General features: G+C 38.8%; 25 protein-coding genes, 1 rRNA gene and 2 other annotated features. All 26 genes read right to left on the bottom strand.

What is annotated here, in order from left to right; translation table 11 throughout:
- Nucleotides 1–4: 4 nt before the first annotated feature.
- Nucleotides 5–3,538 carry a DNA-directed RNA polymerase subunit beta gene (gene rpoB, locus ACAN53_RS17200; protein WP_379971381.1) on the bottom strand — a complete coding sequence of 1,178 codons (3,534 nt, stop codon included), beginning with the start codon at nt 3,536–3,538 and terminating at the stop codon, nt 5–7.
- A 256-nt stretch (nt 3,539–3,794) separates the two neighbouring features.
- Nucleotides 3,795–4,394, bottom strand: coding sequence for a class I SAM-dependent methyltransferase (locus ACAN53_RS17195; protein ID WP_379971380.1), 600 nt, complete (start codon nt 4,392–4,394; stop codon nt 3,795–3,797).
- 118 nt (nt 4,395–4,512) lie between these two features.
- The gene (gene rplL / locus ACAN53_RS17190) at nt 4,513–4,875 is read right to left on the bottom strand and encodes a 50S ribosomal protein L7/L12 (RefSeq protein ID WP_379971379.1); all 363 of its coding nucleotides are present in this window, start codon (nt 4,873–4,875) and stop codon (nt 4,513–4,515) included.
- Between the two features lie 64 nt (nt 4,876–4,939).
- Nucleotides 4,940–5,440: a 50S ribosomal protein L10 gene (rplJ, locus tag ACAN53_RS17185; RefSeq protein WP_379971378.1), complete on the bottom strand. Its 501-nt coding sequence runs from the start codon at nt 5,438–5,440 to the stop codon at nt 4,940–4,942.
- Nucleotides 5,441–5,477: 37 nt separating this feature from the next.
- Nucleotides 5,478–5,619 (bottom strand) — a sequence feature (ribosomal protein L10 leader region).
- A 47-nt stretch (nt 5,620–5,666) separates the two neighbouring features.
- Nucleotides 5,667–6,359, bottom strand: coding sequence for a 50S ribosomal protein L1 (rplA, locus tag ACAN53_RS17180; protein ID WP_379971377.1), 693 nt, complete (start codon nt 6,357–6,359; stop codon nt 5,667–5,669).
- A gap of 163 nt (nt 6,360–6,522) precedes the next feature.
- Nucleotides 6,523–6,948: a 50S ribosomal protein L11 gene (gene rplK, locus ACAN53_RS17175; protein ID WP_379971376.1), complete on the bottom strand. Its 426-nt coding sequence runs from the start codon at nt 6,946–6,948 to the stop codon at nt 6,523–6,525.
- 166 nt (nt 6,949–7,114) lie between these two features.
- Nucleotides 7,115–7,648 (bottom strand): transcription termination/antitermination protein NusG, encoded by a 534-nt coding sequence (gene nusG / locus ACAN53_RS17170; protein ID WP_379971375.1) that lies wholly within the window; start codon nt 7,646–7,648, stop codon nt 7,115–7,117.
- Between the two features lie 121 nt (nt 7,649–7,769).
- Complete coding sequence (gene secE / locus ACAN53_RS17165; RefSeq protein WP_379971374.1) at nt 7,770–7,949, bottom strand: preprotein translocase subunit SecE; 180 nt, start codon at nt 7,947–7,949, stop codon at nt 7,770–7,772.
- A 31-nt stretch (nt 7,950–7,980) separates the two neighbouring features.
- The gene (gene rpmG, locus ACAN53_RS17160) at nt 7,981–8,127 is read right to left on the bottom strand and encodes a 50S ribosomal protein L33 (RefSeq protein WP_379971373.1); all 147 of its coding nucleotides are present in this window, start codon (nt 8,125–8,127) and stop codon (nt 7,981–7,983) included.
- A 164-nt stretch (nt 8,128–8,291) separates the two neighbouring features.
- Complete coding sequence (locus ACAN53_RS17155; protein WP_379971372.1) at nt 8,292–8,960, bottom strand: RNA polymerase factor sigma-70; 669 nt, start codon at nt 8,958–8,960, stop codon at nt 8,292–8,294.
- 62 nt (nt 8,961–9,022) lie between these two features.
- Nucleotides 9,023–9,535: an NYN domain-containing protein gene (locus tag ACAN53_RS17150; protein WP_379971371.1), complete on the bottom strand. Its 513-nt coding sequence runs from the start codon at nt 9,533–9,535 to the stop codon at nt 9,023–9,025.
- 2 nt (nt 9,536–9,537) lie between these two features.
- The gene (gene rlmB, locus ACAN53_RS17145; RefSeq protein ID WP_379971370.1) at nt 9,538–10,380 is read right to left on the bottom strand and encodes a 23S rRNA (guanosine(2251)-2'-O)-methyltransferase RlmB; all 843 of its coding nucleotides are present in this window, start codon (nt 10,378–10,380) and stop codon (nt 9,538–9,540) included.
- 1 nt (nt 10,381) lies between these two features.
- Nucleotides 10,382–10,777, bottom strand: coding sequence for a Mini-ribonuclease 3 (locus tag ACAN53_RS17140; protein WP_379971369.1), 396 nt, complete (start codon nt 10,775–10,777; stop codon nt 10,382–10,384).
- Nucleotides 10,778–10,779: 2 nt separating this feature from the next.
- Nucleotides 10,780–12,180 carry a cysteine--tRNA ligase gene (cysS, locus tag ACAN53_RS17135; protein ID WP_379971368.1) on the bottom strand — a complete coding sequence of 467 codons (1,401 nt, stop codon included), beginning with the start codon at nt 12,178–12,180 and terminating at the stop codon, nt 10,780–10,782.
- The gene (gene cysE / locus ACAN53_RS17130) at nt 12,161–12,826 is read right to left on the bottom strand and encodes a serine O-acetyltransferase (protein ID WP_379971367.1); all 666 of its coding nucleotides are present in this window, start codon (nt 12,824–12,826) and stop codon (nt 12,161–12,163) included. The genes cysS and cysE overlap by 20 nt, the downstream gene beginning before the upstream one ends.
- Nucleotides 12,827–12,920: 94 nt before the next feature.
- Nucleotides 12,921–13,136 (bottom strand) — a binding site (T-box leader).
- A 36-nt stretch (nt 13,137–13,172) separates the two neighbouring features.
- Nucleotides 13,173–14,630: a glutamate--tRNA ligase gene (gene gltX / locus ACAN53_RS17125; RefSeq protein WP_379971366.1), complete on the bottom strand. Its 1,458-nt coding sequence runs from the start codon at nt 14,628–14,630 to the stop codon at nt 13,173–13,175.
- Between the two features lie 47 nt (nt 14,631–14,677).
- Complete coding sequence (ispF, locus tag ACAN53_RS17120) at nt 14,678–15,157, bottom strand: 2-C-methyl-D-erythritol 2,4-cyclodiphosphate synthase (protein ID WP_379971365.1); 480 nt, start codon at nt 15,155–15,157, stop codon at nt 14,678–14,680.
- Nucleotides 15,158–15,169: 12 nt separating this feature from the next.
- Nucleotides 15,170–15,853, bottom strand: coding sequence for a 2-C-methyl-D-erythritol 4-phosphate cytidylyltransferase (ispD, locus tag ACAN53_RS17115; RefSeq protein ID WP_379971364.1), 684 nt, complete (start codon nt 15,851–15,853; stop codon nt 15,170–15,172).
- 13 nt (nt 15,854–15,866) lie between these two features.
- Nucleotides 15,867–16,964: a PIN/TRAM domain-containing protein gene (locus ACAN53_RS17110; RefSeq protein ID WP_379971363.1), complete on the bottom strand. Its 1,098-nt coding sequence runs from the start codon at nt 16,962–16,964 to the stop codon at nt 15,867–15,869.
- Nucleotides 16,965–17,110: 146 nt separating this feature from the next.
- On the bottom strand, nt 17,111–18,184 hold the full coding sequence (gene disA, locus ACAN53_RS17105) for a DNA integrity scanning diadenylate cyclase DisA (protein ID WP_379971362.1): 1,074 nt from the start codon (nt 18,182–18,184) through the stop codon (nt 17,111–17,113).
- A complete protein-coding gene (radA, locus tag ACAN53_RS17100; RefSeq protein WP_379971361.1) occupies nt 18,184–19,563 on the bottom strand; it encodes a DNA repair protein RadA in 1,380 nt (459 codons plus the stop codon). Before radA ends, disA begins: the two co-directional genes overlap by 1 nt.
- 141 nt (nt 19,564–19,704) lie before the next feature.
- The gene (clpC, locus tag ACAN53_RS17095) at nt 19,705–22,140 is read right to left on the bottom strand and encodes an ATP-dependent protease ATP-binding subunit ClpC (protein ID WP_379971360.1); all 2,436 of its coding nucleotides are present in this window, start codon (nt 22,138–22,140) and stop codon (nt 19,705–19,707) included.
- A 13-nt stretch (nt 22,141–22,153) separates the two neighbouring features.
- On the bottom strand, nt 22,154–23,185 hold the full coding sequence (locus tag ACAN53_RS17090) for a protein arginine kinase (RefSeq protein WP_379971428.1): 1,032 nt from the start codon (nt 23,183–23,185) through the stop codon (nt 22,154–22,156).
- A gap of 46 nt (nt 23,186–23,231) precedes the next feature.
- A complete protein-coding gene (locus ACAN53_RS17085) occupies nt 23,232–23,777 on the bottom strand; it encodes a UvrB/UvrC motif-containing protein (protein ID WP_379971359.1) in 546 nt (181 codons plus the stop codon).
- Nucleotides 23,778–23,798: 21 nt separating this feature from the next.
- Nucleotides 23,799–24,260: a CtsR family transcriptional regulator gene (locus tag ACAN53_RS17080; RefSeq protein ID WP_379971358.1), complete on the bottom strand. Its 462-nt coding sequence runs from the start codon at nt 24,258–24,260 to the stop codon at nt 23,799–23,801.
- 204 nt (nt 24,261–24,464) lie between these two features.
- Nucleotides 24,465–24,558 (bottom strand): 5S ribosomal RNA (rrf, locus tag ACAN53_RS17075); the annotation flags it as partial.

Raw genomic sequence — 24,558 nt, 5'->3', positions numbered from 1 at the left:
CCAATTATTCTTTCGTTGTTTCAACTTCGATATTTAGCTTATCAGCAGATTGATGATCGTCATCTTCGTCGATGTCACGCATTTCAATCTCTTTATCATCACTGGACATCATTTTAACATCCATACCTAAACTTTGAAGTTCTTTAATTAGTACTTTAAATGATTCTGGAACGCCTGGCTCTGGTACATTTTCACCTTTAACAATGCTTTCGTATGTTTTCACACGACCGACTACATCATCTGATTTCACAGTCAAAATTTCCTGAAGCGTATACGCTGCTCCGTATGCTTCAAGAGCCCAAACTTCCATTTCCCCAAAACGTTGTCCGCCAAATTGAGCTTTACCTCCAAGAGGTTGTTGTGTTACGAGTGAATATGGTCCAGTAGAACGAGCATGCAATTTATCATCAACCATGTGAGCAAGCTTGATCATGTACATAATACCTACAGACACACGATTATCGAATGCTTCACCTGACCGGCCATCATAAAGAATGGTTTTTGCATCACGAGCCATACCGGCTTCTTCAATAGTTGACCAAACATCTTCTTCACGAGCACCATCAAATACTGGAGTTGCTACATGAAGACCAAGACGACGAGCAGCCATACCTAAGTGTAATTCTAGTACTTGCCCGATATTCATACGAGAAGGTACGCCTAGTGGATTTAACATGATATCAATCGGTGTACCATCTGGAAGAAACGGCATATCTTCTTCTGGTAAAATACGAGAAATAACCCCTTTGTTACCATGTCGACCGGCCATTTTATCACCGGCTGAGATTTTACGTTTTTGAACAATATATACACGAACGAGTTGATTTACTCCTGGTGGAAGCTCATCGCCGTCTTCACGGTTGAATACCTTCACATCCAGAATAATACCTCCGCCGCCGTGCGGTACACGTAAAGACGTGTCACGAACTTCGCGTGCTTTTTCACCGAAGATTGCATGTAAAAGACGTTCTTCAGCAGTCAATTCTGTTACACCTTTTGGCGTTACTTTCCCAACAAGAAGATCTCCATCCTTAACTTCTGCTCCGATGCGGATAATACCACGTTCATCTAAATGACGAAGTGCATCTTCCCCTACGTTCGGAATATCACGTGTGATTTCTTCAGGTCCTAGCTTTGTGTCACGTGCTTCTGATTCATATTCTTCGATATGAACAGATGTGTACACATCATCTTTGACAAGACGTTCACTCATGATAATCGCATCTTCATAGTTATAGCCATCCCATGTCATGAAGCCTACAAGGACATTACGACCAAGCGCAAGCTCACCCTTTTCCATGGAAGGACCATCAGCAAGGATTTCACCTTTCACAACACGATCTCCAACACTAACAATTGGGCGTTGATTATAGCAAGTTCCTTGGTTAGAACGAATAAATTTAAGCATTCTATAACGATCTAAATCGCCTTTGACCATTTGACCGTCTACCTCTTCATAGCGACGAACCCAAACTTCCTTTGCTTCAACACGTTCCACAATACCAGGATGCTTACAAATTACGGCAGCCCCTGAGTCTTTTGCTGATACGTATTCCATCCCTGTACCTACAATAGGTGCTTCTGGATTTAGCAAAGGTACCGCTTGACGTTGCATGTTCGCTCCCATCAAGGCACGGTTAGAGTCATCGTTTTCTAAGAATGGTATACAAGCCGTAGCGGCAGATACTACTTGTTTAGGTGATACATCCATGTAATCAATTCGTTCACGAGTTGTTACGATATTTTCACCACGGAAACGTGCGATAATATCATCATCAAGGAACTCTCCATCATCTGAAAGGAGCATGTTCGCTTGCGCAACAACATAGTTATCTTCTTCATCTGCAGTCAAGTAATCAACATGACCAGTAACGCGTCCCGTTTCTGGGTCAACACGGCGATAAGGAGTTTCAATAAACCCAAACTCATTTACCTTTGCAAAAGAAGATAATGAGTTAATCAACCCGATGTTTGGACCTTCCGGCGTTTCAATCGGACACATACGACCATAGTGAGAATAGTGAACGTCACGTACTTCAAAGCCTGCACGCTCACGAGTCAAACCACCAGGTCCTAGTGCAGAAAGACGACGTTTATGCGTTAATTCAGCAAGTGGATTCGTTTGGTCCATGAATTGAGAAAGCTGCGAACTTCCGAAGAATTCCTTAATAGATGCAATAACAGGACGAATATTAATTAAAGCTTGCGGTGTAATTGCATTCGTATCTTGGATTGACATTCTTTCACGAACAACACGTTCCATACGAGAAAGCCCAATACGGAATTGGTTTTGCAAAAGTTCCCCAACAGAGCGAAGACGACGATTTCCTAGATGGTCGATATCATCCGTGTCCCCTACTTTGTAAAGTAAATTAAAGAAATAACTAATAGATGCAATAATATCAGCAGGTGTAATATGCTTAATACTACGATCAATATTGGCATTTCCAATTACATTAAGTATTTGTTGCTCTTCTGCATCTGGTGCAAAAATCTTAATGGATTGCATATTTACTTCATCTTCAACAACTCCACCATTAGGTCTAGCTGTTTTGAATCCGATATTTTTTTCTAGCGCTGGTAAAATACGATCTAATGTACGACGATCAAGTATAGTTCCTTCTGTCGCTAGAATTTCACCCGTTTCAGGATCTACGAGTGTTTCTGCAAGCGTTTGGTTAAATAGTCTATTTTTTATGTGTAACTTTTTATTAATCTTGTAACGTCCTACATTCGCTAAATCATAACGTTTCGGATCGAAGAAGCGAGAAACAAGCAAACTCTTTGCGTTATCCACTGTAGGAGGCTCACCTGGACGTAAGCGCTCATAAATTTCAAGCAATGCTTTATCCGCTGTATCTGTGTTGTCCTTTTCTAGTGTATTGCGCAAATATTCATTTTCGCCCAAAAGATCCACGATTTCTTGATCAGATCCGAATCCAAGAGCACGTAATAACACAGTTACTGGTAATTTACGTGTACGATCAATCCGTACGTAAACTACATCCTTTGCATCTGTTTCATATTCAAGCCATGCACCACGGTTTGGAATAACAGTGGCAGTAAAGCCATGTTTTCCGTTTTTATCAATTTTTCCGTTAAAGTATACACTAGGAGAACGAACAAGTTGAGAAACGATTACACGTTCTGCTCCGTTAATCATGAATGTTCCTGTTTCTGTCATTAACGGGAAGTCACCCATAAACACGTCTTGTTCCTTCACTTCACCAGTTTCTTTATTGATAAGACGCACCTTCACCCGAAGTGGTGCAGCGTAAGTCACATCACGTTCTTTACACTCTGGCACAGAGTACTTCGGTTCTCCTAAGCTATAGTCGATAAATTCAAGAGAAAGATTTCCTGTGAAGTCCTCAATAGGGGAGATGTCTTGGAACATTTCTCGCAAACCTACATCAAGAAACCATTGATAGGAAGAGGTTTGAATTTCAATAAGATTTGGTAACTCTAATACTTCATTAATACGGGCATAACTTCTTCGTTGGCGGTGGCGTCCGTATTGAACTAGTTGACCTGTCAACTGCTTCACCCCTCAAATCATGAGTATTATATAAATGCACAAATGTGCAAAAAACACGAACTAAAGTATTCACATCGCTATGTGAATTTCATATCGTGCAAAAAAGAAAAATGGCTTCTTAAAAGAAAACCATTAATTTTGTTTCTGACTGTACCGATTTTACTATCTTTTCCGATAAATGGGAAAATATACATGAGTAAAACCTGGAAAAATACATATTGGCATTTTATGATTTTATCACATGCAAAAAAAACCGTCAATATTTTTTTGATTTTATGATATAATATCCTTTTTTCTTTACAACTACCTCAACAGATGCAAATACTTCATTCAACTTTTCAAGTGCTGACGGAGCACCTTGTTTTTTTTGAATGACAATCCACAACTCTCCGCCCGGAACCAAATAGTCATGTGCCTCTACCAAAATTTGATGGACGGTTTTCTTGCCTGCACGAATAGGCGGGTTCGATAAAATCGCTGCATACTTACCTTCCACATGTTCATACAGATTACTTGCAAAAACATGTACGTTTTCTACTGAATTCAAAGTCGCATTTTCCTTTGAAAGTTGCAAGGCACGTTCATTCACATCAATCATATCTACATGCCTATTCGCAAAATCCTTTGCGATAGATAATCCAATTGGACCATATCCGCAACCAACATCTAAAAATGCACCTTCCACTTCAGGAGCTTGAAATGCTTCAATCAACAACCTAGAGCCAAAATCAACCTCACGCTTCGAAAATACTCCATGATCCGAAAAAAAAGTGAATACATGACCACGTAGAGAAAAATCCCATTTATGACGATCACTCTTGCTCGTCGGCTGATTAGAATAATAATGTTCAGACACACTATCACTTCCTTTACAAGAAAAGTGGATCTGGTCAAACCCAAATCATTTCAAATTTTCTTACTGTATAAAAAAAGCTCGCATAAGAGCGAGCTTTTTTAATCAGGCACCAATGAAATTATTTAACTTCAACAGATGCTCCAACTTCTTCAAGTTTAGCTTTGATTTCTTCAGCTTCTTCTTTAGATACAGCTTCTTTAACAGGTTTTGGAGTTTCGTCAACAAGACCTTTTGCTTCTTTCAAGCCAAGACCAGTGATTTCACGAACTACTTTGATAACCTTGATTTTTTGTCCGCCTGCAGCAGTAAGAATTACATCGAATTCAGTTTGTTCAGCAGCTTCAGCAGCTCCGCCACCAGCTACAGCAGCTACTGGTGCAGCTGCAGTTACGCCAAATTCCTCTTCGATTGCTTTTACTAGGTCGTTTAATTCTAATACAGTCATGTTTTTAACCGCTTCAATGATTTGTTCTTTAGTCATTTTAAATATCCTCCCTTATTTGCGTATAATTTACATACATTCATATCTTAAACGAGATTGAAACTTAAGCGCCTTGTTCTTCTTTTTGTTCAGCAACAGCTTTTGTAGCAAGTGCAAGGTTACGGATTGGAGCTTGAAGAACGCTAAGCAACATAGAAAGTAAACCTTCGCGAGATGGTAGTTCAGCGATTGCTTTCACGTCTTCTGCAGTCGTGATTTTGCCTTCGATGACACCCGCTTTGATTTCTAACTTGTCATGCGTTTTTGCAAAAGCATTTAATACTTTCGCAGGTGCAACTACGTCTTCGTTACTGAATGCAATTGCGTTAGGACCAGTTAAGAATTCGTTCAATCCTTCTACTTTTGCTTCTTCAGCAGCGCGACGAGTTAATGAGTTTTTGTAAACTTTAAATTCAACTCCTGCTTCACGTAATTGCTTACGTAATTCAGTTACTTCTGCAACAGTTAAACCACGATAATCTACAACTATCGTTGATTTGCTGCCTTGTAGCTTCGCAGTGATTTCAGATACAAGTGATTGCTTTGCTTCTTTTACTTTGTTCATCGTTACACCTCCTGTAGGACTGGATTGTACCGATACCGTGCGTATAGAAAAACCCCCATGCGCATAATAGACATGGAGGTTTCGTAGTCACAGATAAGATCCTGCTTCTATTCTAACACCTCGGTAGGAAATTAAGCCTCGTTGGCCCCTACTGTCTACGGTACAGATATTAAATTACAACATTCAATATTATATTAAAACTTCGCAATGAAGTCAACTTTAATTATTAAGCAAAAGTAGAAACGTCTACTTTAACACCAGGTCCCATTGTAGATGCTACACTAACGTTTTTAATGTACGTACCTTTAGCAGCAGATGGTTTCACTTTCATCATCGTATCAAACATAGTTTGTAGGTTTTCTACAAGCTTAGCATCTTCGAAAGAAACCTTACCAATTGGAACACTAATGTTACCAGCTTTATCAATGCGGTATTCTACTTTACCAGCTTTGATTTCGTTTACTGCTTTTGTAACATCAAATGTAACTGTACCTGTTTTAGGGTTTGGCATTAAACCTTTAGGTCCAAGAACACGGCCCAATTTACCAACTTCACCCATCATATCAGGTGTTGCTACTACAACATCAAAGTCGAACCAGCCTTGTTGAATTTTCGCAATAAATTCTGAATCTCCAACGTAGTCAGCACCAGCTGCTTCTGCTTCTTTCAATTTTTCACCTTTAGCGAAAACTAACACACGTTGTGTTTTACCTGTTCCATTTGGAAGCACGACAGCACCACGGATTTGTTGGTCAGCTTTCTTAGGGTCAACCCCTAAACGAAATGCAACTTCTACACTCGCATCAAATGAAGCAACATTTGTTTTCTTAACGAGTTCAATCGCTTCAGTTACAGCGTAAGCAGCTGTACGATCTACAAGCTTAGCAGCTTCTAGATACTTTTTACCTCTTTTAGCCATTTGTAGTTCCTCCTTATTGTGGTTTTAGCGGAATAACCTCCCACGTATGCGTCTCTAGTTTAGGATCAGACGCGAATCCTTCCTAATTAAATCAGGATTTACGATAATAAAGGTTGCGAATTGATAAGACTCGCAACCTTCTTTTTAGTTCAAGACAAACGAATTAATCCTCAACAACAATACCCATGCTACGTGCAGTACCTTCAACCATACGCATAGCTGATTCTACACTAGCAGCATTTAAATCAGGCATTTTTTGTTCAGCAATTTCGCGTACTTTGTCGCGTTTAATCGTTGCCACTTTTTTCTTGTTCGGTTCACCAGAACCAGATTGAATTCCTGTAGCTACTTTAAGAAGAACAGCAGCTGGCGGAGTTTTCGTAATAAAAGTGAAAGAACGATCTTCAAAAACTGAGATCTCAACAGGGATAATTAAACCAGCTTGGTCAGCTGTACGAGCATTGAACTCTTTACAGAAGCCCATGATGTTAACACCCGCTTGTCCTAGTGCCGGACCAACCGGTGGAGCTGGATTTGCTTTACCTGCAGGAATTTGTAATTTTACAACTTTGATTACCTTTTTAGCCACGAGACACACCTCCTTAAGTCCGTGATGTGGTAAATGGGCGTTAGCCCTCCCACTTACCTTTTATCTTTTTAAAAGATAAAAGTATTATTGCGTCTACCGTATCTAATTTAAAACAGTCTGACTAGCAAATAATATCATTATTTTCTTGCCATTACAAGTTATTATTTCACAATTTTGCAATTTGAGCAAAATCCAGTTCAACCGGTGTTTCACGACCAAACATATCTACTAATACGGTAACCTTTTTCTTCTCTTTATCTACTTCTTCAATAATACCTGTATAGTTAGCAAACGGTCCTTCTGTCACGCGAATGGTTTCTTTCATTTCAAAATCGAAATCTACTTTATCGCTCTCTACATCCATATGTTTAAGGATGCCCACAACTTCTTCGTCTAAAAGCGGTGTCGGCTTAGATCCAGACCCTGCTGAACCAACGAATCCGGTTACACCTGGAGTATTACGTACGACATACCAAGAATCATCCGTCATAATAATCTCTACAAGCACATAACCTGGGAATACTTTTCTCTTGATTAACTTTTCTTTCCCATTCTTCTTTTCTACTTCTACTTCTTCTGGCACAACAACGCGGAAAATTTTATCTTGCATATTCATAGTTTCAACACGTTTTTCAAGATTCATTTTCACTTTATTCTCATAACCAGAATAAGTATGTACAACATACCAATTTTTTTCCATTCCGTTAGGACTACTGTCCTTCCCTCCCTGATACTACCATTTTTTCTCAAATGAAAAAACCCGTTATCCGGGTTTTTCATACTGTACATATACGATTCATTATATCATGTACGCGACCATTTTATTCAAGTATTAAACGAATTAAAGAAGAAATTCCTGTATCTAAGAGGGCAAAGAATACAGCAAAGAACACTACAGTTACAACAACTGTAACAGTATAGCGAACAAGTTCTTTTCTTTTTGGCCAGCTTACCTTCTTCATTTCGCGACCTACATTGCCAAAAAAGTCAGTCAAATGCATCTATGGGACCTCCAATATGAATAGCAATTAGTTATTTTGTTTCTTTGTGGACGGTTTGAATATTGCATACTTTACAAAACTTTTTCATTTCTAGACGTTCAGTGGATCCTGCATTCTTCATTGTGGAGTAATTTCTGCTATTACATTGTGTACACGAAAGCATAATCTTCTTACGCATAAAACTAACACCAACCTCATAATACCGTGTACATAAAAATGTAACATAGATTGAAAGTTTATGTCAATTATACAATAAAACAATAGTAATCCTAATGAATAAGGACCGAGGAGCCCTTTATCATTGCAGCTACTCGGTCCTTATTCTTATTATATTGCTACACTTTAAAGCGCGTGCAACGCTGCACTTTCACGCATTTCCACATAACGTTCTAACTTGCGTTTGACACGCTGCAAAGCATTATCGATTGATTTCACATGACGATTCAATTGTTCTGAAATTTCTTGGTACGAGCGGCCGTCTAGATATAAGGATAGAACCTTTCTTTCCAAATCGCTCAATAATTCAGATATTTTGAGTTCTATATCAATATATTCTTCTTGACTTATAATCATTTCTTCTGGGTCTGTCCCTTTCGTCTCCGAAATGACATCTAATAATGTGCGATCAGATTCCTCATCATAGATTGGCTTGTCCAATGACACGTAGGAGTTTAACGGGATATGCTTTTGCCTAGTTGCCGTTTTAATAGCAGTGATAATTTGGCGTGTAATACATAATTCAGCAAATGCTTTAAAAGAAGATAGCTTGTCCTCTTTATAGTCACGAATGGCTTTAAATAAACCAATCATACCTTCTTGGACAATATCCTCTCGATCCGCCCCTACTAAAAAGTAGGATCTTGACTTAGCACGTACGAAGTTTTTGTATTTATGAATTAGGTACTCTAGCGCGTTATCGTCACCTTTTCTCACAACTTCTACTATCTCTTCATCTTCTAACTCCAGAAACTGTGAATTGCTATCACGTAACAAATCTAATTCCACATTCATCCCTCCGCCCCCAAGTTAGATAGAAATATTATACAGTAGACGATTTAGAAGCGTCAATAACCTTAACGTTTCCCACGTCGCAATTTTTCTAACTTTTCTGTCACTTCTTTACTATACCTTGGTTCAAAAGCACCTGTTGTAATTGGTTTTTCCTTAATCTTATTTCGAACCTGCTGCTCAATCGATTGAACTTCAATTTCCAATTCTCGTGCCGATTTTCGAAGGGCTCCTTGTCCAAAAATTGCCCATTGTTCTGTGAAATCAGATGTTGCAACATGTATACGCGTATCAATTTTTCTAAGATGGATGGCTAGCTGCTCGATTTTTTGATCTGCTGTTTGGTTTTTACGTGTGAAAATAACTTCTACTTTTGCTTGCTTCATTTTTTTTTCAATGCCTTGTACGATATAAGCATCAAAAATAATCATAACTCTTACTCCCGTAAACGCCTGATAATCTGCCATCTTATCGATGAGAAGATCCCTGGCTCCCTGCAAATCGTTATCTCGTAACAATCGCAAAGATTCCCAGGCACCAATTATGTTATATCCATCTACGAGTAAAATTTCTTTCATAATTAAACACCAATAGGATGTCGCTTTCGAAATACCTCATACATTAAAAGGCTTGCAGCAACGGAAGCATTTAACGATGTTACCTTTCCAACCATGGGTAATTGTACAAGAAAATCGCATTTCTCCGTTACGAGACGGCTCATTCCTTTTCCTTCACTTCCGATTACGACACATAATGGCATAGTACCATCTAGATTACGAAAGTCATCCGTTCCTTTCGCATCTGTCCCTGCAACCCATATACCGCGATCCTTAAGTTCATCTAGCGTTCGTGCCATGTTTGTTACGCGAACAACTGGTATATACTCTATAGCGCCCGTTGATGCCTTAGCAACCGTTGCAGTTAGACCTACCGCCCTGCGTTTTGGAATAATGATTCCATGTGCACCTACAGCATCCGCTGTTCTCATAATACTTCCCAAATTGTGCGGATCCTCAATCTCATCAAGGAGTAAAAAGAATGGTTCCTCATCTCGCTCTTTTGCAAGTGCAAACAAATCATCTAATTCGCTGTACGCATAAGCAGCAACTTGAGCAATTACACCTTGATGATTTCCTTCTACCATCTGATCTAACTTCTTTTTAGGAGACTGTTGTATAATAATACCATTTTCTTTGGCTAATTGTAATACAATTTGAATTTGCCCTTTGACCGCGCCTTCTGCAACCCAAATCTTATTAATGTCACGGCCTNGTATAATAATACCATTTTCTTTGGCTAATTGTAATACAATTTGAATTTGCCCTTTGACCGCGCCTTCTGCAACCCAAATCTTATTAATGTCACGGCCTGACTTAATCGCCTCAATAATTGTATTTCTACCCATAATGTATTCTTCCGACACCTTATATGCCCCCTTTCTCTATAATAGCAATGCTTTGTTTTACAAGTTCTTCAACTCGGGCCTTATTTTCTAACAAATAATGATAGCCAATTAGAGCTTCAAATGCCGTACTATAACGATAAGTCACGACGTCTGTATTTTTTGGTACGGACCCAGACTTTGCATTTCTTCCTCGTTTTACTACAGCCATTTCCTCCTCACTTAATTGTTCCTTGTCTATTAATGTTAGAATTATGCTTGCTTGCGCCTTTGCAGACACATATTTCGTTGCTGTGCGATGAAGCTGGTTGGGTCTAATTGCTCCTTGCATAAGAAGATGATGTCGAATATATTGTTCATATACTCCATCACCCATATAGGCTAAAGCTAAACTATTTAACTGTTTTGCATCAAACATGCTTATCCTCTTTTCCATCTAGGGCCTTGCGGCGTATCTTCCAGTATAATGTTACGTGCTTTTAACTCATCACGAATTTCATCTGCACGAGCGAAATTACGATTTTTACGCGCATCGATCCGTTCTTGAATTAACGAGTCAATTTCTTCGTCTAGTAAATCTTCTTGCTTATCAAGGGACAGTCCAATAATATCAAATAAATCGTTTAACTCTTTTATTAATGCTTCAATAACTTGTTTCGATGTATGTTGCTCTAACAAATATTGATTTGCGAAATTTGCCAAATTGTACAGTACGGTTACTGCATTAGCTGTATTAAAATCATCATCCATTGCTTCTTCGAACTGCTGTCGAAATTGTGAAAGCTCCTTTAACCACATGTCATCATTGCCAGCTAAATTGCTGCTGCTTTGTAAACGATGCTTTAAATTTAAATAGGAGGTTTGAATTCGTTCCAATCCATTTTGCGTACTTTGTAGCAATTCTTCATTAAAATTAATTGGATGACGATATTGTACAGACAGCATGAAGAATCGAATTAATCTTGCTTCATATTGCTGAATAATATCATGAACAAGGATAAAATTCCCGAGTGATTTTGACATTTTTTCGTTATTTATATTGATATAGCCATTGTGTAACCAATATTTTGAGAATGTTTTCCCAGTTAAAGCTTCAGATTGTGCGATTTCGTTTTCATGGTGCGGGAAAGATAGATCTTGCCCACCAGCATGAATATCAATGGTGTCTCCTAAATATTTACGGGCCATAGCAGAGCATTCAATATGCCAACCCGGACGCCCTTTTCCCCATGGACTATCCCAAGAGATTTCTCCTACCTTCGCTGCTTTCCATAATGCGAAATCAAGCGGGTCCTGCTTCTTTTCCCCTACTTCAATCCTTGCACCATGACGCAGTTCTGAAATGGACTGATGAGATAACTTTCCGTACTCTTCGAATTCTTTTGTTTTATAATACACATCACCTTCAGACTCATAGGCAAATCCTTTGTTCACTAGTTCCTGAATAAATTGAATAATCGTATCCATATTTTCAGTCACCCGCGGATGCACATCGGCATGACGGCATCCTAGTGCCTCTACATCTTCAAAATACGCATTAATAAAACGATTTGCGATAGTTGGTACATCCTCAGCTAGCTCTTTCGCAGCACGGATTAACTTATCATCTACATCGGTAAAGTTTGAAACATATTTTACTTCGTACCCTTTGTATTCTAAATAACGTCTTACAGTATCAAATACGATAGCAGGACGTGCATTCCCAATATGAATGTAATTGTAAACCGTAGGACCGCATACATACATTTTTACCTTTCCTGCTTCTAAGGGAACAAACTCTTCCTTCGCACGTGTTAACGTATTATAAAGATAGATAGTCATCGGATTCCTTCCCTTCCTTCATAGCTTCTAGGTGCTGTTTTAACTGTTGAATTTCTTGTTCCATCGTCCGCAATTTATCTGCAATTGGATCAGGTAAATCACTATGATTTAAATCCCGCTTTATTTTTACTCCATCTTGAATAACTACTCTTCCTGGGATACCTACTACTGTGGAATTCGGCGGTACCTCTTTAAGCACTACGGAACCCGCACCGATTTTTGAATTTTCTCCGACTGTTATTGATCCTAACACTTTTGCTCCTGTTGCAATTAATACATTATCTTGAATTGTCGGATGCCGCTTTCCTTTTTCTTTCCCAGTACCACCCAATGTAACCCCTTGAAACACACTCACATTATCTCCAATTTCACACGTTTCTCCAATAACAACTCCCATACCATGGTCAATAAAAAAGCGGCGTCCAATTTTTGCTCCAGGATGAATTTCAATACCCGTAAAAAAGCGACTCATTTGAGAGGTTAACCTAGCCAGAAAGAAAAAACGTCGTTTATATAAAGCATGGGCGATTCGATGTGACCAAATCGCATGTAAGCCTGAATATGTCAATATGACCTCTATATAACTTCTTGCTGCCGGATCTTGTTCAAAGATTACTTCTACATCCTCACGAAGCCTCTTAAACATCATCTCTCCTCCTTTTTTAAACCCAAATAGTGTATTGGAATACAAACGCTAAATATTATCATTTTTGAAGCAAAAAAAAAGACACCTCTGCATACACAGAGGCGCCTATAGCGCGGTTCCACTCTGTTTAAGTCAAAACGTTGACTTAACTCAAATGAGATAACGGCTTTTGGCCGCTTCTGCCTACTCCATTCAACAGAAGACTCAAAGGCGCACTTCAGAAAAACAATTCTTAAACCATTTTCAGCCTATCGATGGTTCTCTCTGAAAAGAATATGTTTTCCTTACTCTTCCTTCTCCTAGCTTTACGATATACATTCATTATATTTCAAAATAGATACAATTGTTAATGAATCAATTTGTTAATTCGATTGATTACTTTTTCCTTGCCAAGCAACTTAATGACATTTGGAAGTTCAGGTCCATGTTCTTCACCAGTTGCTGCAACGCGAATTGGCATAAAGAGCTTTTTCCCTTTGTTTCCTGTTTTCTTTTGTACTGCTTTAATCGCAGCTTTAATATTTTCAGGCGTAAATTCTTCCAAGGCCGCAAGTTCTTCGCCAAAAGCAGCAAGTACGACAGGTACTTGTTCTTCTCCTAATATAGCTTGTCCAGCTTCGTCATACGTCACATCATCACGGAAAAACATATCAGATAGTTCGACGATTTCAGCGCCATAGCTCATTTGATCGTGATATAACGCAATCAAATCTGTAATCCAAGCCTTTTCTTGCTCACTCATATTTTCACTTACGCGACCTGCCTTTACAAGGTGTGGTACGCTAAGCTCTACTACGCTCTCAAGTGATTGTTGTTTCACATATTGATTGTTCATCCATTTTAGTTTTTGTGTGTCAAAAACTGCAGGTGATTTAGACAAACGAGCCGCATCAAACATTTCAACAAATTGTTCTATTGTAAAGATTTCATCTTCTCCAACTGGAGACCAACCTAATAGTCCAATGAAATTTAATAATGCATCTGGTAAATATCCAAGCTCTGCATATTGTGAAATAAATTGAAGAACCGATTCGTCACGCTTACTCAATTTCTTTCTATTTTCATTTACGATTAATGTCATATGACCAAATTCAGGTGCTCTCCAGCCAAATGCTTCGAAAATCATCATTTGCTTCGGTGTATTTGATAAATGCTCTTCTCCGCGAAGCACGTGGGAAATTTCCATCAAATGATCATCTACTGCAACAGCAAAGTTATAAGTTGGAATACCATCCTTCTTCACGATAACAAAATCGCCAAATTCATCAGAATTAAAAGTAACATCACCTTTGACAAGATCATGGAATGTATACTCTTTATGGTCTGGAACGCGGAAACGAATACTAGGCACACGTCCCTCTGCTTCAAATTCTTTTCTTTGCTCTTCTGTTAAATTTCGGTGCGTACCTGTATAGCGAGGAGTTTCACCTGCAGCAATTTGTGCTTCCCGCTCAGCTTCCAACTCTTCCTCTGTTACATAGCATTTATATGCTAAGCCACGTTCTAACAGTTGTTCATACAATTCTTTATAAATATCTAAACGTTCTGTTTGACGATACGGACCATAGGGGCCTCCGATATCTGGACCTTCATCCCAGCCTATCCCAAGCCATTTTAAATTACTGAGTTGACTTTCTTCTCCGCCTTCAACATTTCGCTTTAAATCTGTATCTTCAATTCGAATCACAAAGTCTCCGCCATGGTGCTTAGCGAATAAATAGTTAAATAGGGCTGTTCTCGTATTACCAATATGCAAATGTCCCGTTGGACTTGGTGCATATCTCAATCTTACTTTATTTGACATGTGTGGACACCTTCCGTCTTTAATTCATACTTATAAAGTGTATAGGGTTATTGCTTTTTTTTCAACAGTACAACTGCTTGAGATGCAATTCCTTCCTCACGTCCTGTAAATCCTAGTTTTTCCGTTGTAGTTGCTTTAACATTTATATTCTCAGTAGATGTTACTAAAATACTGCTAATGCGACTTCTCATTTCTTCTATATGAGGGGCCATCTTCGGTTTTTGCGCAATAATCGTACAATCAAGATTGGCTAGTTCATAGCCTTTTTCTTGTATAAACCCCCACACTTTCTCCAGTAGTACTGCAGAGTCTGCATCTTTAAAGGCAACATCCGTATCGGGAAAATGCTTGCCAATATCTCCGGCAGCAATTGCTCCTAAGCAAGCATCAGCAATTGCATGGAGCAATACGTCTGCATCTGAATGACCAACTAATCCGAGTTCATACGGTATGGTTACTCCTCCGATAATAAGGGGTCTACCTTCTGCAAACGCGTGTACATCAAAACCTTGTCCAATTCGAAACATCGTACATCCTCCCTACATATCCTTTCGTGTAAGAAAACTTTCTGCTACAACGAGATCGTCAGGTGTTGTAATTTTTATATTGTAGTAGCTGCCCTGTACAACGCCTACTTCTTTATGTATATATTCTACGAGACTCGCATCATCCGTACCAAAGAACGCATCTTTCTTAGCCACTACATGTGCTTCAGAAAGAATCGACGTTTTAAATCCTTGAGGCGTTTGAACTGCCCAGAGACTTGAACGTTCAACTGTTTCTACAACAGACAATTCCTGTACACGCTTAATTGTATCCTTTACGGGAACAGCACAAATAGATGCTCCCTTTCTTACCGCCATCTGAAGTACGTCATCTATAATGGCTTGTGTAACGAACGGACGGGCCCCGTCATGGACGAGTACATAGTCTGAACCAATTGCCTTCAAGACACCATTGTAGACACTATCCTGACGTTCTTCTCCGCCTTCCACATACATAATCTCTTTTTTTATATCATACTTTGCAATGAGTTGCTCAAACAATTTATAATCGTCTTCATGAATGGCTAGTATGATACGTTCACATTTAGGATCCTCGTCAAATACGCGTAACGTATGAATAATAAGAGGAACAGATGATACTGACAAAAACAATTTGTTTTTGCCTGCTCCCATCCGTTTCCCCCTTCCTGCAGCTGGAATGATTAATGTATATTTCATAAGTAGCTCCTGATTATTGTGCTTTTTCAAGTAACTTTCTCTTGGCAAAAATCATACGACCGGCTGATGTTTGAAGTACACTTGTTACAAGAACCACAATCTGCGTACCAATGAACTCTCTACCATCTTCAACTACAATCATCGTACCATCATCTAAATAGGCTACACCTTGATTATGCTCTTTTCCATCTTTTACAACATATACATGTAACTCTTCTCCAGGAAGCACAACAGGCTTGATTGCATTTGCTAGGTCATTAATATTAAGTACTTTAACTCCTTGTAGTTCGCAAACTTTATTTAGATTAAAGTCGTTCGTTACAACAACCCCATTTAATAATTTTGCTAGCTTTACTAACTTACTATCTACTTCTTGAATATCTTCAAAATCACCGTCATAGATTTCTACCTTTATATCTAGTTCTTTCTGAATTTTGTTCAGAATATCCAAACCACGGCGTCCCCGATTACGCTTTAATGTGTCGGAGGAATCTGCTATATGTTGTAGCTCCTCAAGAACGAAATGAGGAATTAATATTGTTCCTTCGAAAAAGCCAGTTTGACAAATATCAGCAATACGGCCATCAATAATGACACTTGTGTCTAATAACTTAAAATTGCTTGGAGAATCTTCTTCCGTATCTTCTCCTGCCGCACCCTTTTTCTTGCTTCCTCGTTGCGGAAGTGAGAACAATGCAACAAGCTCATTGCGTTTCTTAAATCCAACTTGGAATCCCAAATAACCCAGAAGTAATGTAATAAATATTTGCAATACGGTACTAATCATTTGAATCGTAATCGATTTAATAGGTAAAAGAATTAAGTAAGCTACTATAAGTCCAGAAATAAGTCCTAAACTACCGAATAAAACATCAGTAACCGGTGCTTTTACCAACGCTTCTTCTACCGCCTTAATGAAATGGACAATGTAATCAACGACCCAAAACGTAGCGATAAATAAAACAATGGCACCAACGATTGCTCGTACGTATGATTCTGCTAACCAACTTACAGAACCGACATTTAATACATCTATGATTTGGGGAATAAGAAAAATTCCTAATGCTCCTCCAATTACAATAAAGAAAAGCTGTACAATTCGTTTTATCATGAAACCACCTCCTACACATTATAGACATTCTTGCTCTATTAGAAACATACAATAACAAAGCATTTGAATAGTTTGCTTACCAATATATCATACCATATTTAAAAAAGGTTTGAATCTTCCGAAATTGTCACAGATATGTAACAATATTAGTTGTGGCGACTCATGTATAAATGCTCTTGAATTCGTTTTAATCCGTCGCGTATTTTCTTTGCACGTACTTCCCCAATTCCTTCTACTTCATCTAATTCAGATAAGGTTGCACGGCATACCCCATGCAAATTTTTAAAGCGATTAATTAAATTTTCAATAATAAGGGGAGGCAAGCGAGAAATTTTCCCAAGAATACGATATGCCCGTGGCGTAATACTTTCTTCCATGTTTACCTGCGCAGAAAAACCTAATAGCTTTAACATATCACTGTCTTCTAGTAAAGATGTGTTCGAGAGCTCCTGCAACTTTTTCAGCACTTGCTTATAATCTTGTGTTTTCCCTTGATAATAATCTTTAATTAGCAGTGCAGCTTCTTCTTCTAAATCTGCGATTAATTCTGTTAGCTGTAGACGAATAAGTCTTCCTTCAGATCCAAGCTCATGAATGTAATTATATATTTCATTCTTTATACGAAGTACCATCTCTACACTATGTAAAACGTGAACAACTTCAGAAATTGTCACTGCTTCCTCAAATTCGAGTACACCTAAATTCGTAATACCTTCTAACCATACAGCCTTATATTTTTCCAAGGTTTGTATCGCTTGATTTGCTTTCGTTAAGATTACACCAATATCCTTTAATGTATACCGTAAATGTCCTTGATATAACGTGATAACATTTCTTCTTTGCGAAATCGCAATGACAAGATTTCCTGTTTGCTTTGCAACACGTTCTGCTGTTCGATGTCTCATTCCCGTTTCTATCGACCCAATGTGTGCTTCGGGTGTAAGCTGCGCATTGGCAAGTATAATCTTCGTACCCGTTTCATTTAAGATAAGGGCTCCGTCCATCTTCGCAAGCTCATATAAATTAGAAGGAGAAAAAGAACAATTGATATGAAATCCTCCATCTACAATTCCTTTAATTTGATCATTGTAGCCAAGTACAATAAGTCCCCCCGTTTGCGCACGGAGTACATTTTCAATTCCTTCCCGTAAAGGTGTTCCGGGTGCAATTAATTGCAATATGGAAATGATGCTTTTTGATTTTGGTTTTGTTTCATCCATTATGATCCTCCTAGTGTGCACTGAAGAGCCTCTCCTATATTGGATACACCGACTACTTCAATTCCTTCTGGGATGGTCCAACCGCCTATATTTTTCTTTGGAATAATTGCTCGTTTAAAACCAAGCTTTGCCGCCTCTTGTACCCGTTGATCGATTCGTGATACTCTTCGAATTTCACCTGTTAATCCTACTTCTCCAATTACTGCATCTGTTGGGGACGTCGCCTTATCACGAAAACTAGATGCAATACTCAGTGCAACTGCTAAATCAATAGCTGGTTCATCTAGCTTCAGTCCACCTGCAACTTTTAAATAGGCATCTTGATTTTGAAGTAGCATACCTGCTCGCTTTTCTAATACCGCCATAATAAGAGACACACGATTATGATCCATCCCTGTCGCCATACGTCTAGGATTTCCAAAACTTGTTGGGGATATTAACGCTTGAATTTCAACAAGAACAGGACGCGTTCCTTCCATCGAAGCAACAACAATTGAACCTGCAACACCTACGGGCCGCTCTTCTAGAAAAATTTCGGATGGATTAAGAACTTCTTGTAAGCCTAGTTCCTTCATTTCAAAAATCCCAATTTCATTTGTTGAACCAAATCGGTTTTTGACTGCTCGCAAAATGCGATATGTATGGTGTCTTTCTCCTTCAAAATACAACACTGCATCCACCATATGCTCTAGCATACGGGGTCCTGCAATATTGCCTTCCTTTGTAACATGACCAACAATGAATATAGGAATCCCTTTAATTTTTGCTAATTTCATTAGCTCTGCTGTACATTCACGAACTTGTGACACACTTCCAGGTGCGGATGTTACCTCTGGTAAATAAATCGTTTGAATGGAATCAATGACCACAAAGGAAGGACCCATTTCCTCCACATGCTGGACGATACGCTGTAAATCTGTTTCCGAATACACATATAAGTTATCACTGCTAACTTGTAGTCGATCGGCCCTAAGCTTTATTTGCTTCTGCGATTCTTCCCCTGAAATATATAATACTTGGTAAGAACTTTCAGCGAGTTGAGAGGATACTTGAAGAAGTAACGTGGACTTTCCAATTCCGGGATCTCCGCCAATTAATACAAGTGAGCCATCTACGATTCCGCCGCCTAATACGCGATTTAGCTCTTGAAATTTCGTCGTTATGCGTGCTTCATTGATTGTTTCTACATTGGTAATTGGCCGAGGCTTGGCTACTTCAGATTGCATTCCTGTTGCAAAAACAACCCGACGTGAAGACACTGGTGCTTCCATTTCCTCTACAAGTGTATTCCATGCCCCGCATCCTGGACATTTCCCCATCCATTTCGGTGACTCATAGCCACAATCCTGGCAAACAAACTTTGTTTTCTTTTTCGCCATAGTTTTCCTCCTTACTATCTCTGTTAGGACCCCGTTCTTTGATGATATAAGATAAACCTTTACAGAGTTATATCGTAAAGCGGAGCAATATATTCTTATACAAGAAAAAGGGCTACTTTCTAGCCCTTTTTTCTTGTACTCTTATTTTACCTTTTCTACACTGCGAATGACAAACGATTCTCCCTCTACATCTAGTACAACTTTCTGTCCTTTTTCTATTGTTCCCTTTAATAGTTCCTCAGACAAGCGATCTTCGACATGCTTTTGGATAGAGCGTCGTAACGGACGTGCTCCGTACTCAGCATCAAAGCCTTTATCTGCTACTAAATCTAAGGCAGGCTCTGTTAGCTCGAGATCAATTTCTTGTTCATGGAGACGATTTTTTAATTGTTGAACCATAAGCGTTACAATTTGTCTAATATGTTTCTTCTCTAACGGATGGAACACAATAATTTCATCAATCCGATTTAAAAATTCCGGACGAAACGCTTGTTTCAAATCCTTCATTACTTTTTCTTTCATATCTGAAAATTCTCTGCCCTCATCCTGAACATTAAATCCAAGATGTTGTGTTTGTTTTAATGTGGATGCTCCCACGTTGGATGTCATAATAACAATGGTATTACGAAAATCAACTGTACGTCCTTTGGAATCAGTCAATCTACCATCCTCTAACACTTGAAGCAAAATATTAAATACGTCTGGATGTGCTTTTTCAACTTCATCCAGTAGAACTACGGAATAAGGTTTTCTGCGAACCTTTTCTGTGAGTTGACCACCTTCATCATATCCAACATATCCTGGAGGAGAACCGACAAGACGAGAAGTAGAATGTTTCTCCATGTACTCTGACATATCGATACGAATCATGGCATCCTCATCGCCAAACATAGATTCCGCTAAAGCACGAGCAAGTTCTGTTTTTCCTACCCCAGTTGGTCCTAGGAAAATGAAGGATCCAATCGGACGTTTTGGATCTTTTAATCCAGCTCTGGCACGACGTACGGCCTTCGCTACTGCAATAACCGCTTCATCTTGACCAATTAAACGACCATGCAATACACTTTCTAGATTTAACAGTTTATCTGTTTCGGTTTGGGCAAGCTTTGATACTGGAATACGAGTCCAAGTCGATACAACACTTGCAATGTCTTCAACCGTAACTTCAGAGTTTTCTTTTCCTTGTTTTTCTTTCCATTGTTGCTTTGTATCTTCTAATTGTTCACGCAAGCGTTGTTCATTATCACGTAATGATGCGGCTTTTTCAAATTCTTGACTTTGCACTGCTGCATCTTTCTCTTTTCTAACTTCCTCTAACTTTTGTTCACATTCCTTTAGATTTGGTGGTGCTGTATAAGAACGTAAGCGAACTTTCGATGCAGCCTCATCAATTAAATCAATTGCTTTATCAGGTAAGAAACGATCAGTAATATAGCGATCTGACAATTTTACTGCAGCTTCAATGGATTCATCTGTAATGGATACGCGATGATGTGCTTCGTAGCGATCTCGCAATCCTTTTAAAATTTGCACAGATTCTGTAACACTTGGTTCATCTACTTGAATTGGTTGGAACCGACGTTCTAACGCTGCATCCTTTTCAATATATTTACGGTACTCGTCAATCGTTGTAGCACCGATACATTGCAATTCACCGCGAGCAAGTGATGGTTTTAGAATGTTAGATGCATCGATTGCACCTTCTGCTCCACCAGCTCCTATTAATGTATGAAGCTCATCAATAAAAAGTATGATATTCCCAGCTTGACGAATTTCATCCATTACTTTTTTCAAACGATCTTCAAATTCACCACGGTATTTCGTTCCAGCAACTACCGTTCCCATATCCAATGTCATAACGCGTTTGTCACGTAACGTTTCTGGTACTTCATTGTGAATAATTTGTTGTGCTAAACCTTCTGCAATTGCTGTTTTCCCTACCCCTGGCTCACCGATTAGTACTGGATTATTCTTCGTTCTTCTGCTCAGTACCTCAATAACACGTTGAATTTCCTTGCTTCTTCCGATAACTGGGTCAAGGCGTCCTTCACGTGCAATAGCAGTTAAGTCTCTAGCTAGGCTATCAAGCGTTGGTGTGTTTGCATTTGATGTATTACCCGCTTGATTTCCTGGAGTTGCCTCATTGCTTCCTAATAATTGAAGAACTTGCTGTCTTGCCTTATTTAAGCTAACGCCAAGATTGTTTAACACACGAGCTGCCACGCCTTCTCCTTCTCGTATCAATCCAAGAAGAATATGCTCCGTACCAACATAAGAATGACCGAGCTTTCTTGCTTCATCCATAGAAAGCTCAATGACTTTCTTAGCTCTTGGTGTGTAGTGAACGGTTTGTGTGACTTCCGTTCCACGACCAATCAATGCCTCTACTTCTTTTTGAATTTTTTCTGGACTTAATCCAAGAGCAAGAAGTGCTTTTGCAGCAATCCCTTCTCCTTCGCGAACTAGCCCTAACAAAATGTGCTCTGTACCAATATTATTATGACCAATACGAATCGCTTCTTCTTGGGACAACGCTAATACTTTTTGTGCACGTTCTGTAAATCTTCCAAACATCATATGAACTCGCCTCCTATTTATTTTTATTCTGTTCTAACAGCAACCGTTCTCGAATGAGAGAAGCCCTACGAAAATCTCGGTCTTCTGGTCGCAAGGGACCTCCTGCGTATTGCTGCAATACCCCCGGCTGAGTTAGAATCATCAGCTCCGTCAGAATATTATGAGAAATATTTTGAATATACCCCAAATCGATACCTAATCGAACATCCGATAAACAACTTGCTGCTTCACTTGATTCTATTAATCGGCTATTTGCAAGAACACCATACGAGCGAAATACTTTATCTTCAAGCTGAATACCCGATGTATTCAGTAATGCTTTTCTTGCAACTCGCTCCTGCTGTATTAATTGCGCCACAACACTTTTTAAATCTTCAATAATATCTCCCTCAGATTTTCCAAGTGTAATTTGATTGGAAACTTGAAAAATGTTTCCGAGTGCTTCGCTGCCCTCTCCGTATATACCACGTACAACTAAGCCCAATTGATTAATAGCAGTTGCTATACGATTCATTTGCTGCGTTAAAACCAGTGCAGGCAAGTGCATCATAACGGAAGCACGTAGTCCTGTTCCTACATTTGTAGGGCAACTCGTTAAATAGCCAAGATGTTCATCAAACGCATACTCAATATGCTTCTCCAACCAATCATCTACTGTATTCGCAAGTTGCAAGGATTCTGATAATTGAAAGCCCGGAAATAAACATTGTATACGAATATGATCCTCTTCATTGACCATAATACTGATTTGCTCATTTTCTGATAGTAGGCAAGAACCTGAAGATGAATTTCCTGCCAAATCAGGGCTAATTAAATGTTTTTCCATGAGTACACGCCTTTGGATAGGCTGTAAATCAATCATTTTCAAAAATTCCATTTTTCCAAAGCTAGTCGAATCATCTTGTATAATGTGCTCCAGTATTTCATTAATTTTCTGGACTTGCTCATTCGTTAATAACGTTGGAAACAAAAAATCACGTAAGTTTCTCGCTAACCGAATACGACTACTTAACACAATGTCAGAATCAGGACCACTTTCCTTCATCCAAGGACTAATCGCATCATTCATAATGTGATCGAGTGACATAGAATTATTCCTCCTTTCTATGCTCACTAAGTTGTTGTTCAATCATACGAATACGGTCACGATTCTTAGCTGCTTCTTCAAATTCTTCTTTTTGAATATGTTGCTGTAACATATGTTTTAACTCTTCTAATTCTTTTTGTAAGTGAAGATTTCCTCCTATACGTTTTGGTATTTTACCATGATGCTCAATATTTCCACTATGAAGACGGCGAAGCACTGGGTTTAAATAATCCTGAAACGCTTCATAACAATGTGCGCATCCAAACCTACCAATCTGTGTAAAGTGTTGATATGTCATATGGCACTCTGGGCAATATGGTTCCTGTTGTTCAAACGCATCTTCTGTTTTGCCATCTTCCGTCTGTTGCATATTTAGCAGACCAGCCAGAAGATTATTGAAAGAAAAATCATGATTTTGTGATGAAAAGAAAGTAGAATACCCTTTCTCATTTGAACACTGTTCACAAATATGAGTTTCTGTTTTTTGTCCATTCACAATTTTTGTAAAGTGCATCGTAGCTGGTCTCGTTTGGCATTCCTGACAAAGCATCGTACATCCCCACCTTTAGAGCTACTTATATTTGAGCGCGGTTAACATAGCTTCCATAATTCGAGCCCGTAATTCATCTCTGTATGGTAAATCTATTTGCAATACAGCACGGTCCATTACACTTAACATCAGTTTAGCTTCTCTTTGCGATACAATTTTTTCCTCCGATAGTCGTTGAATGATGTTTTCAGCACCAGTTTGCGAAATACTAGTACCTGCTAGTTGTAACATTTGATCAATTATATCTATTTCATCGAGAAGCTTCACTTTAATAATGCGAATGTAACCTCCCCCGCCTCTTTTGCTTTCTACTATAAACCCGTGCTCTAACGTAAAACGAGTATTGATCACATAATTAATTTGAGAAGGAACACAATCAAATTTGTCTGCAACTTCACTTCGCTTAATTTCAATATGGTTATTTTCACTTAAGTCAATAACTCGCTTCAAGTATTGTTCGATGATATCTGATATATTCTTCATTCACCTTCCACCTTTATTGACTTTGACTATCTTTGACTTTAATTATATAGATACCAAAAAATTTTGCAACTGTTTTGCATTCAACTCTATCTTCACCAAAACAAATTGTCTTTAACCTTATATGTAATCTAACGCTTAAAAATATTTTATTTATATAAAAGTCCAAAAAAAAAGAACCAGTCATATTGACTGATTCTTTTTTTTGCCTAGCGACGTCCTACTCTCACAGGGACAAAGTCCCAACTACCATCGGCGCAAAAGAGCTTAACTTCCGTGTTCGGTATGGGAACGGGTGTGA

Origin of the sequence: Ectobacillus soli (assembly GCF_042610425.1) — a bacterium.
GTDB lineage: Bacteria > Bacillota > Bacilli > Bacillales > Bacillaceae_G > Ectobacillus.
The sequence above is the reverse complement of the archived record's forward strand: the minus strand, read 5'-3'. Positions and strand labels throughout refer to the sequence as shown.

Coding starts and splice junctions, on each gene's coding strand:
- rplL (WP_379971379.1), bottom strand. CDS start 4,875: ATGACTAAAGAACAAATCATTGAAGCGGTTAAAAACATGACTGTATTA.
- rplJ (WP_379971378.1), bottom strand. CDS start 5,440: ATGAACAAAGTAAAAGAAGCAAAGCAATCACTTGTATCTGAAATCACT.
- rplA (WP_379971377.1), bottom strand. CDS start 6,359: ATGGCTAAAAGAGGTAAAAAGTATCTAGAAGCTGCTAAGCTTGTAGAT.
- nusG (WP_379971375.1), bottom strand. CDS start 7,648: ATGGAAAAAAATTGGTATGTTGTACATACTTATTCTGGTTATGAGAAT.
- secE (WP_379971374.1), bottom strand. CDS start 7,949: ATGCATTTGACTGACTTTTTTGGCAATGTAGGTCGCGAAATGAAGAAG.
- rpmG (WP_379971373.1), bottom strand. CDS start 8,127: ATGCGTAAGAAGATTATGCTTTCGTGTACACAATGTAATAGCAGAAAT.
- ACAN53_RS17155 (WP_379971372.1), bottom strand. CDS start 8,960: ATGAATGTGGAATTAGATTTGTTACGTGATAGCAATTCACAGTTTCTG.
- ACAN53_RS17150 (WP_379971371.1), bottom strand. CDS start 9,535: ATGAAAGAAATTTTACTCGTAGATGGATATAACATAATTGGTGCCTGG.
- ACAN53_RS17140 (WP_379971369.1), bottom strand. CDS start 10,777: ATGTTTGATGCAAAACAGTTAAATAGTTTAGCTTTAGCCTATATGGGT.
- cysS (WP_379971368.1), bottom strand. CDS start 12,180: ATGACTATCTATCTTTATAATACGTTAACACGTGCGAAGGAAGAGTTT.
- cysE (WP_379971367.1), bottom strand. CDS start 12,826: ATGTTTAAGAGGCTTCGTGAGGATGTAGAAGTAATCTTTGAACAAGAT.
- gltX (WP_379971366.1), bottom strand. CDS start 14,630: ATGTCAAATAAAGTAAGATTGAGATATGCACCAAGTCCAACGGGACAT.
- ispF (WP_379971365.1), bottom strand. CDS start 15,157: ATGTTTCGAATTGGACAAGGTTTTGATGTACACGCGTTTGCAGAAGGT.
- ispD (WP_379971364.1), bottom strand. CDS start 15,853: ATGAAATATACATTAATCATTCCAGCTGCAGGAAGGGGGAAACGGATG.
- ACAN53_RS17110 (WP_379971363.1), bottom strand. CDS start 16,964: ATGATAAAACGAATTGTACAGCTTTTCTTTATTGTAATTGGAGGAGCA.
- disA (WP_379971362.1), bottom strand. CDS start 18,184: ATGGATGAAACAAAACCAAAATCAAAAAGCATCATTTCCATATTGCAA.
- radA (WP_379971361.1), bottom strand. CDS start 19,563: ATGGCGAAAAAGAAAACAAAGTTTGTTTGCCAGGATTGTGGCTATGAG.
- clpC (WP_379971360.1), bottom strand. CDS start 22,140: ATGATGTTTGGAAGATTTACAGAACGTGCACAAAAAGTATTAGCGTTG.
- ACAN53_RS17090 (WP_379971428.1), bottom strand. CDS start 23,185: ATGAAGGAAAGTGGTCCTGATTCTGACATTGTGTTAAGTAGTCGTATT.
- ACAN53_RS17085 (WP_379971359.1), bottom strand. CDS start 23,777: ATGCTTTGTCAGGAATGCCAAACGAGACCAGCTACGATGCACTTTACA.
- ACAN53_RS17080 (WP_379971358.1), bottom strand. CDS start 24,260: ATGAAGAATATATCAGATATCATCGAACAATACTTGAAGCGAGTTATT.